Source organism: Micromonospora sp. NPDC047644 (assembly GCF_040704315.1).
Classification (GTDB): domain Bacteria; phylum Actinomycetota; class Actinomycetes; order Mycobacteriales; family Micromonosporaceae; genus Micromonospora.
In genome coordinates, this window is sequence record NZ_JBEYSY010000002.1 from 353,746 (window position 1) to 374,470 (window position 20,725).

Sequence of the window (20,725 nt, forward strand, 5' to 3'; positions counted from 1 at the left end):
GTCCTCTCGGAGGCGGTGGCCGTGGTCGGGTTCAGCACCCGACCACGGCCACCGGTCACGCCTCGGTCAGCGCATCTTCTGCTGCGCGTCGGTCAGCTTCGCCTTCACCGAGTCCTCGGTGACCGGCTTGCCGCTGGCCGCGTCGGCGAACAGCTCCTTCATCGCGGTGCCGACCAGGGTCTCGAAGGTGCTCTCCTCGGGCACCTGCGGCAGCGGGGCCGCGGTGGTGACCAGGGTCTCCTGGATGGTCTTCTGCTCCGCAGCGGTGAACGCCGGGTCGGAGGCCGCCGTCTTCACGGCCGGCAGCGAGCCGTACGTCTTGTTGAGGATCGTCTGCTCCTCGTCGCTGGTCATGAACTTGACGAAGCTCAGCGCGCCGTCCTTGTTCTTGGTGTGCTTGAAGACCGCCATGTTGATCCCGGCGACCATGCTGTTGACCTTCTTGCCGCCGGCCGGCGGGTTGGCCAGGAACGGCACCGGGGCCACCCCGTACGCGTCGGCGGCCATGTTCTGCGTCTTCAGGTTCGACCCGGCGGACTGCCACAGCAGCATGCCGGCCTTGCCGTTGGCGAAGTCGGAGACCGACTGGTTCTGCGCGTACTCGGCGTTGCTCGGGTTGGTGATCTTGTCGGCGGCCATGAAGTCGATGTACCGCTTGATCGCCGACACGTTCTGCGGGGTGTCGAAGGTCGGCTTGCCGGCCGAGTCGAACCACTCGCCGCCGTACTGCTGGCTGAAGGTGAAGGCGTGGTGGGCGTTCTCCGACGGGTTCGCGCCCTCGACGGCCAGGCCCCACTTGCCGCCGGTGCTCAGCTTCTTGCCGTACTCGACGACCTGCTCCCAGGTGGTCGGCGGCGCGGTGATGCCGGCGTCGGCGAACATCTTCTTGTTGTAGTACAGGCTGTACGCCATGGAGTAGAGCGGCACGGCGGCCGGCGGCTTGCCGGGTGCGCCGGCGGCGGCGAGCGCGGCGGGCACGATCCGGTCCTTGCCGCCGACGGCCTGCAGGGTGGCGTCGTCGAACTCGACCAGCGCGCCGGTGGCCTGCAACGACGCCGACCAGGTGTTGCCGATGTTCACCACGTCCGGGCCCTTGCCCGAGGTGGCGGCGGCCAGCAGACGGTTGAGCAGGTCCGACCAGGGGACCACCTCGACGGTGACCTTGATCCCGGTCTGCTTCTCGAACTTGTCCAGCTCCGGCTGGAGGGTGGCCTTGTCGGCCTCCAGGCTGGCGCCCTGGTTGCTGGCCCAGTAGGTGAGCGTCTTGGGCGATGCGGCGGAGTCGTCGCCGGAGCCGCCGCAGGCGGTCAGCGATGCGGCCGCCAGTACGGCGGCGGTGAATATCCCGAGGTGTCGTTTCGACACGGGTCAGCCCTTCCGGTGCGTGGTGGGGGTCCGCCGGCCTTCGTCACCGATAGGGGTCGGGTGACGGGGGCCGGCCGCGGACAGGGGTTCGGGGGTGCGCCGTCGGGGTCCGTCGGCGTTTCCCGGGAGTTACATCACGGCTTAATTTATGTCGTCATTAAAGTTGCTGGCTGGTGGGTCGTCAAGCACGAGGCGGTTACAGTCGCCTCGAACGGCCGACGGGAACGAGGTGACGAGTGGAGCTGGCGCGTGCCACCAACCGCAGCGTGCGGTTGCGCAACCGGTCCGCCCTGCTGACCAAGCTCTTCCTGGACGGTCCGCTCACCCGGCAGGACCTGGTGCGCAGCACCGGGCTGAGCCAACCCGCGGTCAGCAACGTGGTGGCCGACATGATCGACGAAGGGCTGGTCGTCGAGGCCGGCGCCGCCGAGTCCGACGGCGGCCGGCCCAGCATGTTGCTGCGGATCGCGCCCCGCTTCGCCTTCGTGATCGGCGTGGACGTCGGCGAGACCCGGGTCCGGGTGGAGCTGTTCGACTTCGCGATGACCCTGCTGGCCAGCATCGAGTACCCGCTCGACCCGGCCCGTACCGAGCCCGACCTGGTGGCCGGGCACGTGCTGGCCGGCATCGACGCGGTCACCGGCCAGGCCGGGGTGAACCCCGGCGACGTGCTCGGCGTCGGCATCGGCGTCTCCGGCGTGGTCGAGCAGGGCGCCGAGGCCGTCGTGCACGCCCAGGCCCTCGGCTGGGACCGGGTGCCGCTGGAGCGGCTGATCGGGGCCGGCACCGACCTGCCGCTGCACATCGACAACGGCGCGAAGACCCTGGGTCAGGCCGAGATGTGGTTCGGTGCCGGCCGGGGCGCCCGGCACGCCGTCTTCGCGCTGGTCGGCTCCGGTGTCGGCGCGTCGGTGGTGACCAACGGCGCCACCTACCGGGGCGCGTCCAGCAGCGCGGGGGAGTGGGGGCACACCACCCTGGTGTACGGCGGCCGGGTCTGCCGGTGCGGCGCGCGCGGTTGCCTGGAGGCGTACGTGGGGGCCGAGGCGATCATCGACCGCTACCGGGAGGCACGCCGCGGTCGACCGGTGCCGGGCGAGGACGAGGAGTCCCAGATCGCCGCGCTGGTCACCGCCGCCGAGACCTCGGCCACCGCCCGACGGGTCCTGGAGGACACCGCGGGCTACCTCGGTGCCGGGGTGGCGAACCTGATCAACCTGTTCAACCCGGAGCGCGTGGTGCTCGGCGGCTGGGCGGCGATGGCCCTCGGTGACCTGCTGCCGGCCGTGCGGGAGGCCGCCGGTCGGCAGGCGCTGCGCCAGCCGTACGAGCAGGCGTCGATCGAGTTGTGCCGGCTCGGGGTGGACGCGGTGGCGTTGGGCGCGGCAACCCTCCCGATCGCCCGCTTCCTCACCGAGGGTGGCGTCCGGCGCTGACGGAGCACGACTCCGCAGGCCGCCGGCAAATTACCCAAAAAGAATCCTCGGGATAAATAACGAAGTTATAGATCGATGTCTTGACGCCGCCGCAATCTCGCCGCAACACTCCTACGAGAGCGCTCTCCTCCCCGCGGCACCGCGTCGGCGGCACCATCCACGGCGTCACGGGCGAGTCCGATCCCATCCGTGCGGCAACCCGTAACCCCCTATCGACAGGCGATGTCATGACATCTCGTGCTACATCCGTACGCCCGCGTCCCCGGGTCGTGCGCCACCTGCTCGTCGGGCTCACCGTGGCCCTGGTCGCGACGCTCACGCCGACCGGAGCCACCGCACCCGCGCAGGCCGCCCCCGTCCTGCTGTCCCAGGGCCGTACGGCCACCGCCTCGTCCACCGAGAACGGCGGAACCCCCGCCGCCGCCGCTGTCGACGGCAACACCGGCAGCCGTTGGTCCAGCGCGTTCAGCGACCCGCAGTGGCTCCAGGTCGACCTGGGCGCCCGCGCCACCATCACCCAGGTCAACCTGCTCTGGGAGGGTGCCTACGGGCGGGCCTTCCAGCTGCAGACCTCCGACAACGGGTCCACCTGGACCACGATCTACTCGACCACCACCAGCACCGGCGGCACCCAGAACCTCACGGTCTCGGGCGCCGGCCGCTACGTCCGCATGTACGGCACCGCCCGCGGTACCGGCTACGGCTACTCGCTCTGGGAGTTCCAGGTCTACGGCGAGACCGGCGGCGGCACCAACGAACCCCCGGTGACGCCCACCGACCCGTACAACCCGAACCTCGGTTCGAACACGTTCGTCTTCGACCCGAGCACGCCGACGTCGACCATCCAGAGTCGACTCAACACCCTGTTCACCCAGCAGGAGACCAACCAGTTCGGCCCGCAGCGCTATGCCGTGCTGTTCAAGCCCGGCACCTACACCGCCGACGTCAACCTCGGCTTCTTCACCCAGGTCGCCGGCCTCGGCATGAGCCCCGACGACGTCAACCTCAACGGCCACGTCCGCACCGAGGCGTTCTGGTTCGGCGGCAACGCCACCCAGAACTTCTGGCGGGCCGCCGAGAACCTGTCGGTCACCCTGCCCGCCGGGCAGACCGTGGAGCGCTGGGCGGTGTCCCAGGCGGCGCCGTACCGGCGGATGCACCTGCGCGGCGCGCAGAACCAGATCCAACTCTGGAACGGTGGCGACGGCTGGTCCAGCGGCGGCCTGCTGGCCGATACCCGCATCGACGGCCTCGTCGTCTCCGGCTCGCAGCAGCAGTGGTACTCCCGCAACAGCGAGTTCGGCAACGGCTGGACCGGCTCGGTCTGGAACATGGTCTTCCAGGGCGTCAACGGCGCTCCCGCGCCGAGCTTCCCCAACCCGTCTCACACCGTCATCCCGCAGACCCCGCAGGTCCGCGAGAAGCCGTTCCTGTACGTGACCGGCAGCGGTGAGTACCGGGTCTTCGTGCCCGCGCTGCGCACCAACTCCACCGGCACCAGTTGGTACAACAAGACTCCGGCCGGCTCGTCCCTGTCGCTGTCGCAGTTCTTCGTCGTCCAGCCCGGCACCAGCGCCGCCACCATCAACACCGCCCTCGCCCAGGGCAAGCACCTGCTCTTCACCCCGGGCGTGCACCGGATCACCGAGCCGATCCAGGTCAACCGGGCCGACACGGTGATCCTCGGCCTCGGCCTGGCCACCATCCAGGCCGACAACGGCACCGTGGGCATGCGGGTCGCCGATGTGGACGGCGTCAAGGTCGCCGGCATCATGTTCGAGGCCGGCACCACGAACTCGCCGGTGCTGATGGAGGTCGGGCCGTCCGGCTCGTCCGCGAGCCACGCCTCGAACCCGACCTCGCTGCACGACGTGTTCTTCCGCATCGGCGGGCCACACGTCGGCAGGGCCACCAACACGCTGACGGTCAACAGCGACAACGTGATCGGCGACCACATGTGGCTGTGGCGGGCCGACCACGCCGCCAGCGGCGTACCGACCGGGTGGACGCTGAACACCGCCGACACCGGGCTCACCGTCAACGGCGACAACGTCACCATGTACGGCCTCTTCGTCGAGCACTACCAGAAGTACCAGACCATCTGGAACGGCAACGGCGGGCGGACCTACTTCTACCAGAACGAGCTGCCCTACGACGTACCGAACCAGGCGGCCTGGATGAACGGGTCGACCCGGGGGTACGCCGCGTACAAGGTCGCCGATTCGGTGACCAGTCACCAGGCGTACGGGCTGGGTAGCTACAGCTACTTCAACGTCAACCCCGCGGTGGTCGAGGAACGGTCCTTCGAGGTGCCCGTCAACCCGAACGTGCGCTTCACCAACATGGTGACCGTCTCGCTCGGTGGCGTCGGCACCATCAACCGGGTGATCAACAACGCCGGTGGCACCGCGAACGCGGCCAACCAGACGGTGTACCTGACCACCTACCCCTGACCGGGGCACCCGCGCCGGCCCGGCCCGCAGGGATCGGGTCGGCCGGTTGGCACCCAGGGCCGTGGCCGGCCCGGTCCCGCCGAGACCGGGCCGGCCACGGTTGTGCCGCTCAGCCGGCCAGCACCTCGGCCGCCGCCCGTTCACCGGCGCGCACCGCGCCCTCCAGATAGCCACTCCAGCGGGTGGCCGTCTCGGTGCCCGCCCAGTACACCCGCCCCACCGGCGTCCGCAGGTGCGGGCCGTACGTCCGCCACGCGCCCGGGGTGAGCGCACCGGAGAAGCAGCCCCGGGTCCACTCGTCGGCGGACCAGTCGTACTCGATGAAGTCCACCGGGTCCTCGGCGCGCGTCCCGACCACGCCGGCGAACGCCTCCAGTAGACATTGCCGACGTCCTGCGGGGGACATGCCGCGCAGCATGGCCGCGTCGGTGGAGTAGCTGAACCCGGTCAGCACCCCGAGCGGCGAGGTGGGGGTGGAGTTGTCGACCGTCTCGGTGAGCGGACCGGCGCTGCTGGTGGCCACCCCGGAACGCCCGTCGGCACGCCAGAACGGCTCCGGGTAGACGGCGTGCACCTTCAGCGCCGAACCCATGGGCATCCGTTGGGTCAGCCCGTCCCGCAGTGGGGGCAGCGGCGGGTCGTACCGGATCCGGCCGGCCAGCGCCGGGGCGAGCGCGACCACCACGGCGTCGCCGTCGACGCGCCCGGTGTCGGTCCACGCCGTCGCGCCGTCGACGGTCTGTTCGATGGCTCGCACCGGCGCGGCCAGCGTCAGCGCGCCCGGTGGCAGGGCGGTGGCCATCCGCTCGGCCAGCGCCGGCGGCCCGCCCACGATCCGGTCCTGCTGCGCGCCACCCGCCATCCCCAACAGCGGCCCGGTCCCGCCGGCGCTGCGCAGATAGAACAGCAGGTGCAACAGGGACAGCTCGTCCGCGCCGGTGGCCAGCAGCCCGCCGGCGAGCACCCGCCCCAGGTAGGCGGCGGTGTCGTCGTCCCCGGCCGTGGCGGCGAGCCACCCGCTCAGAGTCGTCCGGTCCCACGGTGCGGCCTCCGGCGTCGCCCAGGGTTCGGCCGGGTCCAGCCGTGCGGCGTACTCGTCGAGCAGGCCGAGCACCCGGCCGACCTGCGCCGACGGCTCGGCCCGGCGCGCACCGGCCCAGAGCACTGTGGGCGCTCCGACCGACGCCGAGGCGAAGGTGGCCAGCCCGTGCTCGGCGGCCAGCGCGTACATCCGGTCCTGGGTCGGGCCGATCCACTGCGCGCCCAGGTCGAGTTGCGTGAGCTCGGGCAGCCACCGGGTCAGCACCCGACCGCCCACCCGGTCGCGGGCCTCCAGCACCCGCACCTGGGCGCCGGCACGGTTCAGCGCCAGCGCCGCCGCGAGCCCGGAGAAGCCGGCGCCGACCACGACCACCCGCAAGCCGTCGACCACACCGGGGTCTACCCACAACCGTCGCGGGCAGAACAACCGGCGTCGACCGCGACGGCTGCGGTGGCTGCGCGGCGGCGGCGGTGGCTGCGCTGGGGCGGCGGTGGCTGCGCTGGGGCGGTGGCTGCCGCGGGCGGGTGACTGCCGTGGGCGGTGGTTGCCGTGGGCGGTGGTGGTTGCCGTCAGCGGTGGTGGTTGCCGTGAGCGGTGGTGGTTGCCGTGGGCGGTGGTGGCGGCGACGGACCGTACCCCAGTCATTGGTCCTTTGCTCTGCACCCGCGGAAGCGCCACCCGGCGTGCCGCCAGGCCGACCGTGCTGGTGCCGTCCGGCGTGCGCGGCGGATTCACCTGGTGTATTCGCCGGGGTGTTCGTGGCCGCGTCACATGGCGTGCCTGCCGTGGTGTTCGGGGCCGCGTCACATGGCGTGCCTGCCGTGGTGTTCGTGGTGGCACCGTGCGGCGTGCGGACCGGGGTGACCGACGGGGACGACGTGGGGCGGCGCACTGTCGCCTCCGCGGGTGCAGAGCAAAGGGGGCGCGACCGCCGGGGCCGGGTCGATCGCCGCGAAACATCCTGCCGACCTGTCGATCGGGGTGGCGGCCGATCGGATGAAGGAGGATGAGAGGTCGGTCGCCAGCTCGGCGAGCTGCGCGACGAGCTGGCGTTGGCGTCCACCGGGTAGTTCAGCAGGCGTTCTTCGTCCGCTTGCGGTACTCCCGCTCGGTCACTTTCTTGTGGCTGCTCGGTGTTTTCCGACGAGGACCTCGTCGGGGCCGAGCTCGGCCAGGTCGGCGGCCGTGAAGGTGATCGGCACGGTCGGGCGTGCGTTGTCGTACGCGGCGAGTCCATAGGGTTGATCGGCGGCTAGCGTCGTCAGCCGGTCGTCGGTCACGTCATCGCTCCCGCTTTCAGCGCTCACCGACGCCTGGCGAGCAGGACGGCCGATCCTATCGAGGAAGCGGGGGCCTCACGTTCCCCGCACCGAGGCGTGCGTCGAGGCGTACCGGACGGCCGTCGCCCTGGCGGACAACGCGGCCGAACGGGCCTTCCTCACCGCACGCGCGACGCACTGCGGGCGCGTTTGCCGCAGGGGCGGCCGGGAACCCGAGGCACCGCCGCAGCAGTGGATGGGAGGGGCCATGGCGTACCGACCGACCGCCGTCGACACCGCGCCCGACCTGTCCATCCTCACGCTCGGCGTGGAGGAGGAGTTCCTGCTGCTCGACCCGGACAGCGGCCGGAACCTGCCGGTGGCCGACCAGGTGCTCGCCGCGCTGCGCGGCCCCGCCCGGGAGCAGAGCCGCCAGGAGTTCCGGCACAGCATGGTGGAGATGGTCACCCCGGTCTGCGCCGACCTCATCGAGCTGCGCGCGCACCTGGTGGCGTTGCGCCGCTCCGCCGCCGACGCGGCCACGGCGGCCGGGGCTCGGCTGGTGGCGGTCGGTGCCACCCCGGTGGCCGAGCCGCACCGGACGGTCCCCGACGAACCGCGCTACCACGCGATGTCGCGCCGGTACGGGCCGGTGGCGCACGACCCGGCGGTGTGCGGCTGCCACGTGCACGTCGGCCTGCCCGACCGGGAACTGGCCGTGCAGGTCTGCAACCACCTGCGGGTGTGGCTGCCGGTGGTGCAGGCGATCACCACCAACTCGCCGCTACACGACGGGTACGACACCGGGCACGCCAGTTGGCGCTCGATGCAGTTGGAACGCTGGCCCAGCATCGGACCGACGCCGTACTTCGACTCCGGCGCCGACTACGACAGCACCGTCGACGAGCTGATCGCCGCCGGGATCATGCTCGACGCGGCGATGGTCTACTGGTACGCCCGGCCGTCGTCGACCTACCCCACGGTGGAGGTACGGGTCGGTGACGTCTGCACCGAGGTCGACGACGCGGTGCTGGTCGCCGCGCTGGTCCGATCCCTCGTCGCCACCCTCGCCGACGACGTAAGGGCCGGGGTGGACGCGCCGAACGTCCGGGACTGCCTGGTCGCCGCGGCGCACTGGCGGGCCGCCCACGACGGTCTCGACGGCGAGTTGATCGATCTGCGGGCCGGCGGCACCCGCCCCGCCTGGGCGCTCGTCGACGAGATGATGGCGGTGATCGCCCCGGCCCTGCTGCGCCACGGCGACCTCGGGTACGTGTTGGCGCAGCTCGCCCGGCTGCGTCGCGACGGCACCGGCGCCACCCGGCAGCGGCGGGTGCTGGAGCGCGCCGGCGACCTGGGCGCTGTCCTCGACGACCTGATCGCCCGCACGGCGGCGGTCTGACCGGGCACGCTTCAGCGGATGTCGTGGGTCTGGAGCCACAACTCCAGCAGGCCGAGTTGCCACAGCTTGTTGCTGCCGGCCGCGGCCTCCGCCCGGTCCGGCTCGGCCAGCAGATGTGCCACGTACTCCGGGCGGAACAGCCCCCGTTCGCGCGCGGCCGGCGCCTGCAACGCCTCGGCGACCAGCTCGCGCACGGGTCCGTCCACGTTGCGCAGCGCCGGCACCGGGAAGTAGCCCTTGGGCCTGTCGACCACCTCGGCCGGCAGCACCTCCCGGGCGACCTCCTTGAGCACGCCCTTGCCGCCCTGGCTCACCTTGTGCTCCGGCGGACAGTGCGCGGCCAGGGTGACCAGGTCCTGATCGAGGAAGGGTGTACGCACCTCCAGACCCCACGCCATGCTCATGCTGTCCACCCGCTTGACCGGGTCGTCGGGGAGCATCAGGTGGGTGTCCAGGCGCAACACGGCGTCCAGCGCGGTCTGCGCCCCGGGCGCGGCGAGGTGCCCGGTGAGCAGCTCCCGGCTGGCGTCGTGCTCCAGCGCGTACGCCCGGCCGACGATGCGGCGCAGCTCGTCGTGGTCGCGGTCGAAGAACGCCGCGGCGAACGTCTCGGCGGCACCGTGCCGGGGTGCCTCGACCAGCGGCTGGTGGTAGCCGTAGCCGGCGAACACCTCGTCGGCGCCCTGCCCGGACTGGGCCACCTTCACGTGTCGCGCCACCTGCTCGGAGAGCAGGTGGAAGGCGACCACGTCGTGGCTGCCCATCGGCTCGGTCATCGCCAGCACGGCGCGCCGTACGGCGGGCACCAGGTCGTCGTCGGCCAGTCGGATCCGATGGTGGTCGGTGTCGTACGCGCGGGCCACCAGGTCGGAGTAGTGGAACTCGTCGCCGGACTCGCCGCCGCGGCTGTCGAAGCCGATGCTGAACGTCCGCAGGTGTTGCTGGCCGGCCTCGGCGAGCAACGCCACGATGAGGCTGGAGTCCAGTCCGCCGGAGAGCAGCACCCCCACCGGTACGTCGGCGACCAGCCGTCGGCGTACCGCCGCGCGCAGCGCCTCGCCGATCGCGGCCCGCCAGTCGGCGGCGTCCATCCCCGCGTCGGCGGGCTCCCGCAGGTAGTCGGGTCGCCAGTAGACCTCCTCGCGGCTGGTCCCGTCGGCCTCGATCACCCGCAGGGTGGCCGGCGGGAGCTTGCGCACGCCGCGCAGCACGGTCCGCGGCGCGGGCACGATGGAGTGCCAGGACAGGTAGTGGTGCAGCGCCACCGGGTCGATGCCGGTGTCGACGTCGCCGGCGGCCAGCAGCGCGGGTAGGGTGGAGGCGAACCGCAGCCGGCCCGGCGCCTCGGCGAGGTAGAGCGGTTTGATGCCGAGCCGGTCGCGGGCCAGGATCAGCCGCCGCCGGGCCCGGTCGACCAGCCCGATCGCGAACATGCCGACCAGGTGGTCGACGAAACGCTCACCCCAGTGGGCGTACGCCACCAGGATCACCTCGGTGTCGCTGGTGGAGTGGAAGGCGTACCCGGCTCGGCGCAACTCCTCGCGCAGCTCCGGGTAGTTGTAGACGCAGCCGTTGAAGACCAGTGCCAGGCCCAGGTCGTCGCGGACCATCGGCTGCCCGCCCGCGTCGGACAGGTCGATGATGGTCAGTCGACGGTGCCCGAGGGTCACCCAGCCCTCGGCGGACAGGCCCTCGTCGTCCGGCCCGCGTGAGCGCATCGCCTCGGTCATCCGGGTGACCGCCGACGCGTCGGGTGAGCGACCGTCGAATCGCGCCTCCCCGCTGATCCCGCACATCAGCCGGGACGGTGCTGGTCCAGGGCGGACATGGCCCCTCCTGTCAGGTCTCCCCGACTGGTGGTGGCGGGGCCCGCGGTGAGACGGGGCCGCTGGCTACCCGGGCGCGGCGTGGGCAAACCCGCAGGTCTCAGCCGCGCAGGGTACGCAGGATGCGGGCCAGTTCGGCGCGGTCGGTGTCGTCCAGGTGGCCGAAGAAGCGGTCCGCCTCGGCCCGGCGGGCGGCCCGGATGGCGGTGCTGACCCGGTCGCCCTCCTCGGTGAGCGCGACCAGGGTCGCCCGGCGGTCGGCCGGGTCGGGCCGGCGCTCGACCAGCCCTCGGGTCTGGAGGTCGTCGACGACCTCGGTCGCCGAGCGGGGCGCGATGCGCAGGTGCTCGGCGAGGGTGCCGGGGCGTACCTCGCCGTGCCGGGCCAGCACGCCGAGGGCCCGGGACTGGCTGGGGGTGACGTCCCAGGGCACCAGGGAGTCCCGGGTCTGCCGACGCAGCCGGGACGCCACCGCCCAGAACGTCTCCGCCAGGCTCTCGTCGTCGGCGTTGTCGACGGTGTGCTCGGTCACCGGAATACGGTAGCAGGAGATGTGGTTGCTACCTCATGATGAGGTAACCTCAGCAATATCGCCAACGAAAGGTAGTACCCCCTTGGAACCCACCCCGATGGGCCGCGACCGCGGCCACCGCACCCTCAGCGCCGAAGAGAAGACGCAGGCCCGTCAGGTGTCCCTGCGCCGCATCGGCCGCCTGTTCACCCCTCACCGACCCGCGCTGGCCGCCGTCGTCGCGATCATCGTGGTCTCCTCGATCATCGCGATGGCCACCCCGTTCCTGCTGCGCGCCGTGATCGACCGGGCCCTGCCGCAGGGCGACGTGACGCTGCTGGTCTGGCTTGTCGTCGGCATGGTCGCCGTCGCGGCGGTGACCTCCGCCCTCGGCGTCGTGCAGACCTGGATCTCCACCCAGGTCGGTCAGCGGGTCATGCACCGTCTGCGCACGGACGTCTTCAGCCACCTTCAGCGCCAGTCACTGGGCTTCTTCACCCGCACCCGCACCGGCGAGGTGCAGTCCCGGATCACCAACGACATCGGCGGCATGCAGTCGGTGGTCACCTCCACCGCCACCGCCGTCGCGGCCAACCTCACCACAGTCGTTGCCACGGCGGTCGCCATGGTCGCGCTCTCCTGGCAGCTCTCCCTGGTCTCGCTCGTGGTGCTGCCGCCGGCCATCTGGCTGACCCGTCGGGTCGCCCGGATGCGCCGCGAGATCACCGCCCAACGGCAACGCGAACTCGCCGACCTCAACGTCACGGTGGAGGAGGGGCTCTCGATCAGTGGCGTACAGCTGGCCAAGACCCTCGGCACCGGTCCGGCGCTGATCGACCGTTTCACCGCCTCCTCGGCCCGCCTGGTCGACCTGGAACTGCGCAGCGAGCTGGCCGGCCGCTGGCGGATGGCCTCGATGAGCATCATCTTCGCCGCCGTACCGGCGGTCATCTACCTCGCTGCCGGCCTGCCCGGCACCGCCGGCACGCTGAGCATCGGCACCCTGGTCGCCTTCACGGCTCTGCAGGGCGGCCTGTTCCGACCGTTGATGGGCCTGCTCAACGTGGGTGTCTCGCTCACCGCGTCGCTGGCGCTCTTCGCCCGGATCTTCGAATACCTGGACCTACCGGTCGACGTGGCGGACCCCACCGAGCCGGTCCGCCTCGACCTCGCCCGGGTCCGCGGCCACCTGCGCCTGGAGGACGTCACCTTCGGCTACCCGGGCAGCGACACCGCCGCCCTCGCCGGGATCACCCTCGACGTGCCCGCCGGCACCAGCCTCGCCCTGGTCGGCGAGACCGGCTCCGGCAAGAGCACTCTCGCCGGGCTGGTGAGCCGCCTGCACGACCCGACCGCCGGCCGGATCACCGTCGACGGCGTCGACCTGCGCGACCTGCGCCTGGCCGACCTGGCCGCGATCGTCGGCGTGGTCAGCCAGGAGACGTACCTGCTGCACACCACGGTCCGGGAGAACCTGCGCTACGCCCGTCCGCAGGCCACCGACACCGAGATCGAGGACGCCGCCCGCGCCGCCCAGATCCACGACCTGATCGCCGGGCTGCCCGACGGGTACGACACCATGGTCGGCTCACGTGGGCACCGGTTCTCCGGCGGTGAGAAGCAGCGCCTCGCCATCGCCCGGACGCTGCTGCGTGACCCGCGCATCCTGGTCCTGGACGAGGCCACCAGCGCGCTGGACACCGAGACCGAACGCGCCGTACAGCGGGCCTTCGACGTGCTCGCCCAGGGGCGCACCACGATCACCATCGCGCACCGGCTCTCCACCGTGCGCGACGCCGACCAGATCGCGGTGCTCGACCACGGTCGGATCGTCGAGGCCGGCACCCACGACAGCCTGCTGGACCGCAACGGCCGCTACGCCACGCTGGCGGCCTGAAACGCCGAATCACAACCGTCTCGAAACAGTCTCGGAACTGTCTCGTTATTGGGCGGTCAGGTGGCGGTAGACGGTGGCCCGCGAGACACCCAGCTCGGCGGCGATGGCGTCCACCGAGTGGGTGCCCGCCGCGTGCATCCGTCGGGCCGCCTCGATCTGCTCCCGGCCCAGCGCGGGCGGTCGTCCCGGCCGTCGCCGCCGGCTGGCCACCCCCGCGCCGCTGGCCGCGCCCGGTAGCGTCGCCGGGCTCCCGCTCGCCGGGCCGACGCCCGTCGCGGTCGCGTGCGTCCGGGTTGCGTGGGCCGAGGCTGGGTGGGTCGGAGTCTGGTGCGTCGACGGCAGGGTCGTCGGCGGCTCGGCCGTGGGACCCGCGGGCAGCGGGGCCAGCAGTCGGCGTACGCCGTCGAGCATGTCGGCGCGCAGCACCTCGTCGGACACGTCGGTGAAGAAGACGATCGGGTCGCTGCACGCGCCCAACGCCTGCACCGCGGAGACCCGCTCGCGCCGGCCTGCGTTCGGCCCGGCGATGAGGTCGTTGGCCCGCATCGCGACCTCCATGAGCCGGTGGTACGTGTCGCCCCGGCCGATCAGCGCGATGTCGTGGAAGAGCATGCCGAGGGGGCGGCGATGGGCGAGCATGATGTCCACCCAGCCCTCCACCACCGCCCACCGGGCCTGCTCGGTGGGCTGATTCTGCGCCGAGTCGAGCAGCGCCTCCAGGTCCGCCACCAACGGCTCGACCAGTGCGGCGAGCAGATGCTCCTTGGCCGGAAAGTGGTACAGGATCGCGGTCTTGGTGAGCCGCAGCCGCTCGCCGATCTGGCGCAGCGAGGTGCGCTGGTAGCCGTGCTCGGCGAACAGGTCGAGCGCGGCGCGCAGGATCCGGGTGCGGGTGTCGTCCGCGGGATCGGCGGTCATGCCGGCCAGCCTAGCGAGGCCCTGACCGGTGGGCATCATCACCGTTGATTCGACTGACCGATGGTCAGTACAGTGGTGAGGGTCGACGTAACCAACGGCAGGAGGGGCCATGCCCGTCATCTCGATCGGCAACCTGGTCAAGACGTTCGGCACCATCCGGGCACTCGACGGGTTGGACCTGCGCGTCGAGCAGGGGGAGGTGCACGGCTTCCTCGGGCCCAACGGCTCCGGAAAGTCCACCACCATCCGGATCCTGCTCGGGCTGCTCCGCCGCGACTCCGGCGACGCCCAGGTGCTCGGCGTCGACCCGTGGCGCGACGCGGTCCGCCTGCACCGCCGGCTGGCGTACGTGCCGGGTGACGTCAACCTCTGGCCCAACCTCACCGGCGGGGAAGCCATCGACCTGCTCGGTCAGCTCCGCGGCGGCCTCGACCGGCGTCGCCGCGACGAACTGCTGCACCGCTTCGACCTGGACCCGACCCGCCGTTGCCGCACCTACTCCAAGGGCAACCGGCAGAAGGTCGCCATCGTCGCCGCCTTCTCCTCCCCGGTGGAGCTGTACGTGCTCGACGAGCCGACCTCCGGCCTCGACCCCCTCATGGAGGCGGTGTTCCAGGACGAGGTCCGGCGCGTCAAGCAGGCCGGTGCCACGGTGCTGCTCTCCAGCCACGTGCTCGCCGAGGTCGAGGCGCTCTGCGACCGGGTCAGCATCATCCGCGAAGGCCGAACCGTCGAATCCGGCACCCTCACCGAGCTGCGCCACCTCACCCGCACGGCGGTGACCGTCGAGACCGCCCGCCCGGTCACCGGCCTGGACGCGCTGCCCGGCGTGCACGACGTGCACGAGGTCGACGGGCGTACCCACCTGGAGGTCGAGCCCGCCCACCTCGACGAGCTGCTCGGCCAGCTCATCCGCTTCGGCGTCCGCGCGTTGACCAGCACACCACCCACCCTGGAACAGCTCTTCCTGCGCCACTACGGCGACGACCCCGCGGCGGGTGCCACGTCGGCCGACGGCCCCGCCGTCCGTGCCGAATCGGCGGGTGCCCGATGAGCGCCCTCACCGGCACGACCCTGCTGGCCCGACTCGTGCTGCGCCGCGACCGGATCCGCCTCGCCATCTGGATCCTCGGCACCCCCCTGCTCGGCTACGCCCTCGCCGGCAGCGTCGCCGGCATCTACCCGGACCAGGAGGCCCGGCTGGGCTACGCCACCACCTCGGCGTCCAGTCTGGTCGCCCGTGCCTTCAACGGCCCCATCCACGGCACCGACCTCGGTGCCGTGGTCGTCGCCGAGACGTACGTGACACTGGCCCTGATCGTCGCGCTGATGAGCACCTTCGCGGTGACCCGCCACACCCGCCAGAACGAGGAGACCGGCCGCGCCGAACTGCTCGGCGCCAACGTGGTCGGCCGGTCCGCGCCGCTCACCGCAGCGCTGCTCGTCATCGTCACGGCGAACACCCTGGCCGCCGTGCTGCTCGCCGTCGCGCTGGTCGGCGGCGGTCTGCCGCTCGCCGGCTCCGTCGCCGCAGCGGCCGCGATCGGCGGCGTCGGGGTCGCCTTCACCGCGATCGCCGCCGTCACCGCCCAACTCTCCGTCACCTCACGCGGCGCCAACGCGCTCGCCGCCGCCACCGTCGGGCTGTCCTTCGTGCTGCGCGCCGCCGGCGACGTGTTCGGCGCACAGAGCGTCGACGGCACCCGCGTGCGCAGCGCCTGGCCGTCGTGGATCTCCCCACTCGGCTGGGGCAACCAGGTACGAGCCTTCGACGGTGAACGCTGGTGGGTGCTCGCCCTGCCTGTCGCGCTGCTGCTCGCCGGGGTGGCGCTGGCGTACGCCCTCGCCGAGCGACGCGACCAGGGCGCCGGGCTGATCGCCCCCCGACGCGGCCCGGCCACCGGAGCGCCACGCCTGCTCAGTCCCGCCGGGTTGGCCTGGCGGACGCAACGCGGCACGCTGCTCGGCTGGGCGGTCGGGGTGGCCGTGCTCGGCCTCTCCATGGGCGTCGCCGCCGACGAGTTCAACGACATGATCGACGCGAACCCGGCCGCCGCCGAAGCGATCAACGCGATGGGTGGCGGAGCCGACCTGATCAACGCGTACCTGGCCGCGATGCTCGGCCTCTTCGCCCTGACCATCGGCGCGTACGTCGTGCAGGCCCTGCTGCGCGTACGCGGCGACGAAGCCGACGGGGTGCTGGAGGCCGCCCTCGCCACGGCGGTCAGCCGAACCCGCTGGCTCGGCACCCAGGTGCTCGCCGCGACGCTCGGCGCGGTCGCCCTGCTGCTCCTCGCCGGCGTGACCACCGGCCTCGGCTACGGCATCGTGACCGGCAACCCGCTCGGCGAGGCCGTCGAGCTGGGCGGTGCCGCGCTGCTGCGTCTGCCCGCCCTGCTCGTGATCGCCGGGGTGGTGACCGCGATCTTCGGGCTGCTGCCCCGCTGGTCGGTGGTGCTGTCCTGGACGGCGCTACTGGTCTTTCTGCTCCTCGGGCAGCTCGGCGCGGTGCTGGAGCTGCCGCAGGCCGCGCTCAACGTCTCGCCGTACACCCATGTGCCGGCCGTGCCAGCGGTCGACCCGGCGGCGCTTCCCCTGGTGGTTCTGGCGGCGGTGGCCGCGCTGCTTCTCGCGGCGGGCGTGGCCGCCTTCCGCCACCGCGACGTCCCGTCCTGAGCCACGGCTCGGGTATCCCGATGATCGCTGGCAGCTCAGCGACTCAACACGCCGACGTTGCATGGGGTTGGCAGCCTCTAGCGCGTGAGCGACCTTCTGACGCACCTTCCGGCGCTTCTCGGCGTCCTGGTTGGCACCGTGGGCACCATCCTCGCCACCTCCCTGGCCGACCGCGCGCGATGGCGTCGCAGCCAGAGCGTCCGCTGGGACGAGCGGCGGCTCGACGCGTACGTCGACTACGCGCACGCCCTCAAGGAGAGTCACGCGGTGGCGCTGCGACTCACCGCCGACCACCGGCCGGGTTCGCGGAGCCACCCCATCGACCGCGAGGAGGGGCTGGTCCGGCTGGCTGAGGCGGACGCCCGGCGCACCATCGCCTGGGAGAGTCTGTTGCTGCTCGGCGACGAGCCGACCGTCGCGGCCGCCGCCAACTGGCGAGACGCGATCTGGCAGGTCGAACGGCTCGCCCGAGGGATCGTTGAGCCGCCATCGGACGTGGCGGGAATGCTGATCCGCGTCGACGAGGCCCGCGACGGGTACTACCGGGCGGCCCGGCGCAGTCTCGGGGTGCGCGGAGGGTCGGTGGAGCAGTCCGCGACGCTGCGGCAGGCGTTGGTCGACCGGTCCACCGCGATGCCGGAGGTGCCCACCACCTGAGCGCGGCGTGCCGGAGGCTCGCTGCGGGCGCTCCGGTATGGGGCGCCGACTGACGGGTACCGGACACCGTCGACGGCCGTGCAGGGGGTTTGTCGCACGCTACCGCGACACTGAGGCTTCCTCGACCGGGGAGGTGCCTCGTGCCGTATGTCAGGTCGCACACCAGGAAGGGTGGCACGCGGGTTCGGGCGCATTACCGAAGACGGCGCGCGGGCAGCGTTCGGCGCAGATCGGCGGTCCGCCGCGTGGCCGGTGGCGGCAGGTCGGTCAACGGCTGGGCTCTGGTGCTGTGCGCCGTCGTCGCTTTCGTGCTCCTCCGCATGGTCATCGATTTCGTGCAGCGGCATCCATACTGGTCCGCCCTCCTGGTGAGCCTCGTCGTAATGGCGGCGGCCACGGTGGGTCTTGTCGTGTCGAAGCAGCGGGCCCGCGAGCGGGCCGACCAGGCCCAGCGGGACAGGTTGATCGCAGTGACCGATACGATGAGCGGACCCGACTTCGAGCAGTGGTTCGCCCGGATCCTGATGGCGTCCGGGTTCCGCAACGTGACGGTGTGCGGCGGCTCCGGTGACCGGGGAGCGGACGTCCTGGCGGTCGCTCCCGACGGCCGACGCGTCGTGGTGCAGTGCAAACGGCAGAGTCCCAGCAACCGGGTGGGTAGTGCCGCGATCCAGCGCTTCGCCGGCACCTGCCGGGTCATCCACGGTGGCGAGATCTGCATGCTCGTGACGAACAGCTTCTTCACTGAGGGCGACGGCATCCAGATAGCCCGGCAGCTCAACATCACTCTCGTGGACCGGACCGCACTGGAGATGTGGGCCTGGACGGGAAGGCCAGCACCGGGGTCCATCGCGGGAGGCGGGTCGCACTGACGCAGAACGTCGGGGCAAGGGCTGGCTGACCTGCCCAGGCGGGCAGCCTCGCCGCCGCACTGGCGCGATCGCGATGTCCCGGGGACAGCGGCCGCCGCTACGCGCGGACCGGTGACCGTTCAGGTGGTGGCGTTCAGGCCCTCCTTGATCCACGCTGTTCGTTGTGAAGGCCTTTGTGGGGGTGACTGACGAGAGGTGGTACCGCTTCCTTGCGGAGCGGCCCGCGCTAAACGAGGTCAACTTCTGGCGGCCCTCAGGCGGTACCTTTCGGGCTCTTACGCCAGGCGAGCCCTTCCTGTTCAAGGCACACTTTCCGCTGAACCGTGTGGTGGGTGGCGGGTTCTTCAGCGGCTTCACACAGCTACGGATCTCCGAGGCGTGGGAACTCTTCGGCGAGGCCAATGGCGCCTCGAGCATCGACGAGATGCGCCGTAGCGTCGGGCGCTACCGCAAGCAGGCGATCGGTGAAGGGGAGGATCCGATCATCGGCTGCATCTTCGTCCGGGACGTGACCTTCTTTCCTGACGAATCGACCGTCGGCCCAACGCCAGAGTTCGCATCGAATGTCGTGCAGGGCAAGACCTACAACCTGGCCGACGCCGACACGGCCTCGTACTTCGACCCGCTGATCCATCGTCTGATCGGGATCACAGCGTCGGTTGAACTGAGCGGGCCCTGGCATCGTCCCGGACCCGTCTACGGAGACCCGCGACTCGTGCCTCAACGGCTCGGACAGCAGTCGTTCAAGGCGGTGGTCCTGGGAGCCTACGGTCGGCGTTGCGCGATCACCGGGAACAGGGTCCAGCCCGTGCTGCAGGCCGCGCACATCCGCCCGCTCCCGCTCGGGGGCGAGCATCGGCTGGACAACGGTCTGTTGCTCAAGTCCGACGTGCACATCCTCTTCGACCGTGGCTACCTCGGCGTTGATCCGAAGCACCGTCTTCTGGTCAGTCCGCGGCTTCGCAGCGAGTTCGGCAACGGTGACCAGTTCTATGCGAAGGCGGGCGAGCAGATCGCTTTGCCAGAACGGCGCAACGACCGGCCGCGTGCTGACTTCCTCGAATGGCACCTCGACACGGTCTACAAGGCGGCTTGATCCAGTTATAGCCGCGCCAAGCGAGGCTCAGGTTGATGCAATTGCCCGGACGCCGTGAGGCCGGCGAGTTGGACGTAGACCTCGCGTTTGGTGGTCGCGTCACCTCGGCGGTTGAGGACGTAGCCGGTCAACCAGACCCAGCCCTGGTACGTCGGCCGGTCGCAGACCGACACGACGCGGAAGGTCATCGCGCGATCCCCGGCGAACTGCACAGACGCTCGGCCGTCGATGGTGAGCAGGTCGCCGGGGGAGGGCCGCACGGTCACCAGTGACCGGTGTTCGGTGGTCGGCACTCCCGCGCGTGCATGGTCTGCCAGTCGCGCAGCGCCCGCTTGATCCGGTCGTTCTCCTGGCTGAGCAGCCGTACCGTCTCGTTGAGCATGGCCAGCTCGTCGGCCACCCGGGCCTGGAACTCGCGTACCTCATCGGGGTCGACGCCGCGCCGGCACGCGGCGAACGCGCGGGTCCGCACCTCGTGCGGCGTCAACCGGCCGGGGTAGCCGGCGGAGTAGGGCCGGCCACCTCGATACACCTGAGCCACGGCGATCCTTTCTGAGGGCAGGCGGGAGCGCGGAAGGCCCTTGCAGAGGTCTGGAAGGGCGGGCCGTCCGCTCCGGGGCCGCAGGCGACCCGCCCGCTCCGCCGCCGCAGCCCCATTCGGCGGTACGACAGCAGAGCGGTCCGGAGGGTCGGGACGGGCACACGCACCCGCCCCGACCAGGGGATGAGCCGAACTCGTTGCCACGCGAGGATCGACCTGGAATCAACATAGCTAGACATGTCAGATGAGTCAACGCTGCTTGTTAGGCGCGTCGCGGTGTGATCAAATCGGATCGCCACGCGAGGAGTGCCATGCGAGAAGTGCCGGATTACTGGCGCATCGCCGATGATGTGATCGCCGACGTCAGGTCGAGAAAGTTGAAGCCGGGGGACAAGCTGCCCTCGATCGCCGAGTTGCGTGCTCGCTATGACGTCAGCCACGGGACCGTGCAGATGGCCTACGCCCGATTGGAAGCGCTGCGGGTGATTCGACGGCAGCAGGGCAAGGGTGTCTTCGTGACCGATCCGAAGACCTGGATGCGGGAGCCGTAGGCAGCTCGCCGGCTGACGTGCAGGAGCCCGACCTCGCCGCTGGCAAAAGCCGTTACCGGGGCGGTGTTCCTCGCCTGGGCGGCGATTGTTGGACGGGGTTGAGGCCGCTCTGGGGGAGTGGCCGGGCGCTGCGCCACGGGCCTTGACGGGTGCCTACCACAATCGGCCGCGACCCGAGCGGCTGTCCACAGGTGCTTCCGCTGTCCACAGCGGCCCACGTAAG

General features: G+C 71.4%; 18 protein-coding genes. 10 read left to right on the plus strand and 8 right to left on the minus strand.

Features of this window, described 5'->3' with window-relative positions:
• Positions 1-66 precede the first annotated feature (66 nt).
• Positions 67-1,365 (minus strand): sugar ABC transporter substrate-binding protein, encoded by a 1,299-nt coding sequence (locus tag AB0877_RS04820; RefSeq protein ID WP_366606695.1) that lies wholly within the window; start codon positions 1,363-1,365, stop codon positions 67-69.
• Positions 1,366-1,601: 236 nt separating this feature from the next.
• On the opposite strand from AB0877_RS04820, the gene AB0877_RS04825 reads away from it, so the two are divergent.
• Both AB0877_RS04825 and AB0877_RS04830 read left to right on the plus strand, forming a co-directional pair.
• The gene (locus AB0877_RS04825; protein WP_366606697.1) at positions 1,602-2,801 is read left to right on the plus strand and encodes an ROK family transcriptional regulator; all 1,200 of its coding nucleotides are present in this window, start codon (positions 1,602-1,604) and stop codon (positions 2,799-2,801) included.
• Positions 2,802-3,028: 227 nt separating this feature from the next.
• The gene (locus AB0877_RS04830) at positions 3,029-5,254 is read left to right on the plus strand and encodes a discoidin domain-containing protein (RefSeq protein ID WP_366606698.1); all 2,226 of its coding nucleotides are present in this window, start codon (positions 3,029-3,031) and stop codon (positions 5,252-5,254) included.
• Between the two features lie 109 nt (positions 5,255-5,363).
• Here the strand turns inward: AB0877_RS04830 and AB0877_RS04835 are convergent, their stop codons facing one another.
• Both AB0877_RS04835 and AB0877_RS04840 read right to left on the minus strand, forming a co-directional pair.
• On the minus strand, positions 5,364-6,941 hold the full coding sequence (locus AB0877_RS04835) for an FAD-dependent oxidoreductase (protein WP_366606699.1): 1,578 nt from the start codon (positions 6,939-6,941) through the stop codon (positions 5,364-5,366).
• A 467-nt stretch (positions 6,942-7,408) separates the two neighbouring features.
• A complete protein-coding gene (locus AB0877_RS04840; protein WP_366606701.1) occupies positions 7,409-7,576 on the minus strand; it encodes a hypothetical protein in 168 nt (55 codons plus the stop codon).
• Between the two features lie 247 nt (positions 7,577-7,823).
• Here AB0877_RS04840 and AB0877_RS04845 point away from each other — a divergent pair, with 247 nt between their 5' ends.
• Positions 7,824-8,957: a glutamate--cysteine ligase gene (locus AB0877_RS04845; protein ID WP_366606703.1), complete on the plus strand. Its 1,134-nt coding sequence runs from the start codon at positions 7,824-7,826 to the stop codon at positions 8,955-8,957.
• An 11-nt stretch (positions 8,958-8,968) separates the two neighbouring features.
• Here AB0877_RS04845 and AB0877_RS04850 read toward each other — a convergent pair whose 3' ends face one another.
• The gene (locus AB0877_RS04850) at positions 8,969-10,753 is read right to left on the minus strand and encodes an N-acetylglutaminylglutamine amidotransferase (protein WP_366606705.1); all 1,785 of its coding nucleotides are present in this window, start codon (positions 10,751-10,753) and stop codon (positions 8,969-8,971) included.
• 130 nt (positions 10,754-10,883) lie between these two features.
• Complete coding sequence (locus AB0877_RS04855) at positions 10,884-11,315, minus strand: MarR family winged helix-turn-helix transcriptional regulator (RefSeq protein WP_366606707.1); 432 nt, start codon at positions 11,313-11,315, stop codon at positions 10,884-10,886.
• A 97-nt stretch (positions 11,316-11,412) separates the two neighbouring features.
• On the opposite strand from AB0877_RS04855, the gene AB0877_RS04860 reads away from it, so the two are divergent.
• A complete protein-coding gene (locus AB0877_RS04860) occupies positions 11,413-13,191 on the plus strand; it encodes an ABC transporter ATP-binding protein (RefSeq protein WP_366607101.1) in 1,779 nt (592 codons plus the stop codon).
• Between the two features lie 45 nt (positions 13,192-13,236).
• Here the strand turns inward: AB0877_RS04860 and AB0877_RS04865 are convergent, their stop codons facing one another.
• Positions 13,237-14,109: a TetR family transcriptional regulator gene (locus tag AB0877_RS04865; protein ID WP_366606708.1), complete on the minus strand. Its 873-nt coding sequence runs from the start codon at positions 14,107-14,109 to the stop codon at positions 13,237-13,239.
• Positions 14,110-14,218: 109 nt separating this feature from the next.
• Between AB0877_RS04865 and AB0877_RS04870 the strand changes: the two genes are divergently transcribed.
• From AB0877_RS04870 to AB0877_RS04890, 5 genes are all read left to right on the plus strand, one after another.
• Entirely contained in the window at positions 14,219-15,163 is a 945-nt protein-coding gene (locus AB0877_RS04870) for an ABC transporter ATP-binding protein (RefSeq protein ID WP_366606710.1), read from the plus strand.
• Entirely contained in the window at positions 15,160-16,785 is a 1,626-nt protein-coding gene (locus tag AB0877_RS04875; RefSeq protein ID WP_366606712.1) for an anibiotic ABC transporter, read from the plus strand. Before AB0877_RS04870 ends, AB0877_RS04875 begins: the two co-directional genes overlap by 4 nt.
• Before the next feature lie 84 nt (positions 16,786-16,869).
• Positions 16,870-17,442, plus strand: coding sequence for a hypothetical protein (locus AB0877_RS04880; RefSeq protein WP_366606714.1), 573 nt, complete (start codon positions 16,870-16,872; stop codon positions 17,440-17,442).
• 320 nt (positions 17,443-17,762) lie between these two features.
• The gene (locus tag AB0877_RS04885; RefSeq protein WP_366606715.1) at positions 17,763-18,314 is read left to right on the plus strand and encodes a restriction endonuclease; all 552 of its coding nucleotides are present in this window, start codon (positions 17,763-17,765) and stop codon (positions 18,312-18,314) included.
• 163 nt (positions 18,315-18,477) lie between these two features.
• The gene (locus AB0877_RS04890; RefSeq protein ID WP_366606717.1) at positions 18,478-19,410 is read left to right on the plus strand and encodes an HNH endonuclease; all 933 of its coding nucleotides are present in this window, start codon (positions 18,478-18,480) and stop codon (positions 19,408-19,410) included.
• Positions 19,411-19,415: 5 nt separating this feature from the next.
• Here the strand turns inward: AB0877_RS04890 and AB0877_RS04895 are convergent, their stop codons facing one another.
• A complete protein-coding gene (locus AB0877_RS04895) occupies positions 19,416-19,670 on the minus strand; it encodes a hypothetical protein (RefSeq protein ID WP_366607103.1) in 255 nt (84 codons plus the stop codon).
• Between the two features lie 2 nt (positions 19,671-19,672).
• On the minus strand, positions 19,673-19,897 hold the full coding sequence (locus tag AB0877_RS04900) for a DivIVA domain-containing protein (RefSeq protein ID WP_366607105.1): 225 nt from the start codon (positions 19,895-19,897) through the stop codon (positions 19,673-19,675).
• A gap of 365 nt (positions 19,898-20,262) precedes the next feature.
• Between AB0877_RS04900 and AB0877_RS04905 the strand changes: the two genes are divergently transcribed.
• A complete protein-coding gene (locus tag AB0877_RS04905; RefSeq protein ID WP_366606719.1) occupies positions 20,263-20,502 on the plus strand; it encodes a winged helix-turn-helix domain-containing protein in 240 nt (79 codons plus the stop codon).
• Positions 20,503-20,725: the final 223 nt, after the last annotated feature.